This window comes from Chrysanthemum yellows phytoplasma (genome assembly GCF_000803325.1).
In the GTDB taxonomy this organism is placed as follows: domain Bacteria; phylum Bacillota_I; class Bacilli_A; order Acholeplasmatales; family Acholeplasmataceae; genus Phytoplasma; species Phytoplasma asteris.
This window is the reverse complement of record NZ_JSWH01000033.1, coordinates 1-3,735: the sequence shown is the minus strand read 5'-3', so window position 1 is coordinate 3,735 and position 3,735 is coordinate 1. Positions and strand designations below refer to the sequence as shown.

General features: G+C 29.0%; 4 protein-coding genes. All 4 read right to left on the bottom strand.

Annotated elements, in window-relative coordinates; genetic code table 11:
* The coding region (locus OL66_RS00595) for a membrane protein insertase YidC (protein ID WP_034172052.1) at positions 1-1,417 on the bottom strand (1,417 nt) is incomplete at its 3' end.
* Positions 1,418-1,435: 18 nt separating this feature from the next.
* A complete protein-coding gene (rnpA, locus tag OL66_RS00590) occupies positions 1,436-1,783 on the bottom strand; it encodes a ribonuclease P protein component (RefSeq protein ID WP_034172051.1) in 348 nt (115 codons plus the stop codon).
* Between the two features lie 181 nt (positions 1,784-1,964).
* Positions 1,965-2,099 carry a 50S ribosomal protein L34 gene (gene rpmH / locus OL66_RS00585; RefSeq protein WP_024563646.1) on the bottom strand — a complete coding sequence of 45 codons (135 nt, stop codon included), beginning with the start codon at positions 2,097-2,099 and terminating at the stop codon, positions 1,965-1,967.
* Positions 2,100-2,325: 226 nt separating this feature from the next.
* Positions 2,326-3,735 (bottom strand): proline--tRNA ligase (gene proS / locus OL66_RS00580; RefSeq protein ID WP_034172050.1); only part of this gene is annotated, 1,410 nt, incomplete at its 5' end.

The window sequence follows — 3,735 nt, the reverse complement described above, 5'->3', positions numbered from 1 at the left end:
TAATTTTCATGCTTTTTTCTGATTGTTTAGCTTTTTGTTTTTGTTCTGAAGTCAAATGATAAGAAGGGGTTTTTAAATAATCTGGTTTTTTAAAACTAATTTTATTCAAAATAAACATCGTTGCTCCCACTAAAAAAGAAAGCAAAAAGATAACAAAAGCATTATTGGGATTAGAAGGGTTTAAATTAATGAATCCTAAAAAGGGCTTTTCAATTAATTTATCAGTTGCAAAAATACCTCCAGGAATAATAAAGCGACTTAAGGTTTGATTAATTGCAATAAATAAGGGAAGTTGCAAGAAAGACAATAAAAAGCCCCAAAAAGAAAAATTATTTTTGCGATAAACTTTTAAAATTTCTAACTGCATTTTTTGAGCTGAGGCAGGATCTTTTTTGAGAGCATATTTTTGCTTTACTTTTTCAATTTCGGGCTGAATTAAACTCATATTCATACTCAAAGTACTTGTTTTAGTATAAATAGGCCAAGTTAAAGTACGGATGAAAATAGTAGCTAAAACAATTCCTAACCCTAAGTTGCCAAAAAACATACCAGAAGCACCAGAAACTAAGAAAGTTGAGAAAAAATATAAAAAAGAGCCAATTGAAATTATTAAAACATTCCAAAAATAACCAAACAGGCTCCATTCCAGTCTAGAAGGAAATTGAATTGGAACTGAAGAATTAGTTATAAAAAGTTTTCTAGATATTAAATGGTCGTTATTGTTGTTTGTAAATTTAATATCAATGTTAGATGAATCATTATTGGAAGTGTTTTTGATATTTTCTGCATAATGATCTTTGTCAAAATCTAATTTTATATTTTCTAAAGAAAGAGGGGTTTTATCTTCATATGTTCTAAATTCTAATGCATCTTTTAATTCTTTTTTTTGATATTTATTGTTTTGAATATAATCATCATTAGTGCCTGCAGAAACTGTTAAAAAATCCTTCATTAATTTATTTTTGAATTCGGTTTTTTCTTTATCGTTTTTATTTTTAAAAACATCAGCATCTGGTTTAAAAGTTAAAAAACATTCTTTTTTATTTAATTTAGAAAGATCAAAATTAGAAACATCTTCTACTTCAGGATCTGGTTTTTTCATTAAACCAAAAAAATATTTTGCTTGTTTTTTTTTATTTAACATGCCTTTAAATTCGTCTTGCATAGCTATTTGAATTTCTTTCTTTTTGTTATTGATAACATAAACCACAAAAATATCAGCACATTCATTTAATTTAGAAGGATCATTATTTGTAAAATATTCTTCATATTTTTCGCTACTTTTAAAAACAAAAACTTTGTCAAAAACTTCTATTTTTTCACGCTTTGGAGGAGTAAGGAGCCAAAAAAATAACCCGAATAGAAAAATTGCTAAAAATAAAAACTTTTTTTTTGAAGAATGATTTCTAACATCCATTTTAATTAACTCCTTATTTTATTTATTTGAAAGTAATATGCGAGTTTTGGTAGCAAATTGCAAAAAGAAAGTTTTTAATTGTTGAAAAGTTAGGCTTTTGGCTTGAGCTTTAATAACAATAACAAAAAACATTTTGGGGTTAAGGCAAGGAGAAACACTCCTAATAATTGCTCTTAAACGACGTTTAATTAAATTTCTTTCGTGGGCTTTACCATATTTTTTGCCAACACTTAAAGCAAATTTAAAATGAGGAAAGGCAGTTTGTTTGACGTAATAAATAATAAAAAGGGAGTTCCCGTATCTTTTTTTAGATTTAAAAACAGGGGTGATTTCGCTTTCTTTTTTAAGAATATATTTTCTTTTCATCTTCTTAATAATCCTAAAATTCTTAACTTTTATATTCAAAACATCAATTAACAATTTTAAAAAATATAAATTCCACAATTATTAATGATACAATAGCAATAAAAAGAAATTTATCAAAAAAACACCGAAAAAGCGGTGTTTATTTTTGGTTTGAATTAATCAAAATCAAGTTAGTTTGATTTTAAACTGTTAGTTGCAAACGTCCTTTAGCTCTTCTTCTAGCAAGAACTTTGCATCCTCCAACAGTTGCCATTCTGGCTCTAAAACCATGAGTTCTTTTTCTTTTGATTTTACTAGGTTGATATGTTCGTTTCATAAAAAAACCTCTTTTCTTTTTAACACACTTCCTTAATTATAGCTTTTTTAGTATGAAATGTCAAGCCTAAAAGTTTTGAATAATTAAAAAATAGTGGTTGTGGGGGTAAAAATGTAAAAAATAAAATGTTTATAAAAAGAAAGAAAATATTTGGAGAAATGATTTAGTATTAAATGTGTTGAAACTTTTTGGTTGGCTTTTATAACAAATCATTTTTAAAATAATTTCAATAAGCTCTAGCAAATAAGACAGTTTGAAGGGCTTTTTTGTTAGTAACAGGGCAGTTAGCAGTAATTAAATTAGTTTCTAAAATAACTCTGGCAGTAGCTCCTGTTTCTTGTTTAATTTGCAATTCGGCATCAGTTCCTGAAATACTCATTGCTACATAACCACCTTGTTTGAGATAAGTTTTAAATTCTTCATAAGTGGTAGCTTGTTTGCGATTTTGTTCTAAATGTTGCAGTGCTTTTTGATACATGTTATTGTGGATGGTTTCAAATAATTGCGGGATTTGAGATGGCAAATCTTTGGTTTTGATATTTTGTTTGGCGAAGTTATATCTTTGAAAAATAGTAACTTCATCATTTTCTAAACCACGTTTGCCAATTTCTATACGCAAAGGAACACCTTTAAGTTCATATTGACTAAATTTCCAACCAGCAGTTTTGTCTTGTAGATCGAGATGAACGCGATAGTTTTTTTGAAGGATGGAAAAGAGGTTTTCGGATGTTTGTTTTACTGCATCATCTTGAGGTTGCAAAGGAATGATTACAATTTGCATAGGAGAAACATAAGGCGGTAAAACTAGTCCTTCATCATCGCTGTGAACCATAATTAAAGCTCCAATTAAACGTGTAGAAACACCCCAAGATGTTTGATGAACATATTTTTTTTGATGGTCGCAATCTTGAAATTGGATTTTAAACGATTTAGCAAAATTAGTACCTAAGTAATGAGAAGTTCCTGCTTGAAGAGCTTGTCCGTCATGCATTAACGCTTCGATAGAATAAGTGATGAGGGCTCCAGCAAATTTTTCTGTTTCGGTTTTTTTGCCACATACAAAAGGAAGGGCTAAAAGGTTTTTGCCTAACTTTTGATAAATATCAAGGATGGATAAAGTTTGCTGCATCGCTTCTTGTTCGGTAGCATGAACAGTGTGTCCTTCTTGCCACAAAAACTCTTTACCTCTTAAAAAAGGTTTAGTCGTTTTTTCCCAGCGAACCACATTGCACCATTGATTATATAACTTAGGTAAATCACGATAAGAAGTGATTGTTTTAGAATAATATTGCGAAAATAAAATTTCTGAAGTAGGGCGAATCACTAGTTTTTCGGATAAGTTTTTTTTGCCTGTAGTTGTTATCATTGCTGCTTCTGGAGAAAATCCTTGAATATGATTTTTTTCTTTGTGAAATAGTTTTTCTGGAAAAACTAACGGAAAATAAACATTTTGATGACCTGTTTTTTGTAAAGTACAATTAAGATGTTTTTGAATATTTTCCCACAAAGCATAACCATAAGGAAGATAGATAATAAAACCTTTTGCCTCAGAATAAGCTATTAATTCAGCTTTAAGACAAACATCTGTATACCATTTTCCAAAATCAGATGAGCGAGCAGTAACTGTTTTAACTCG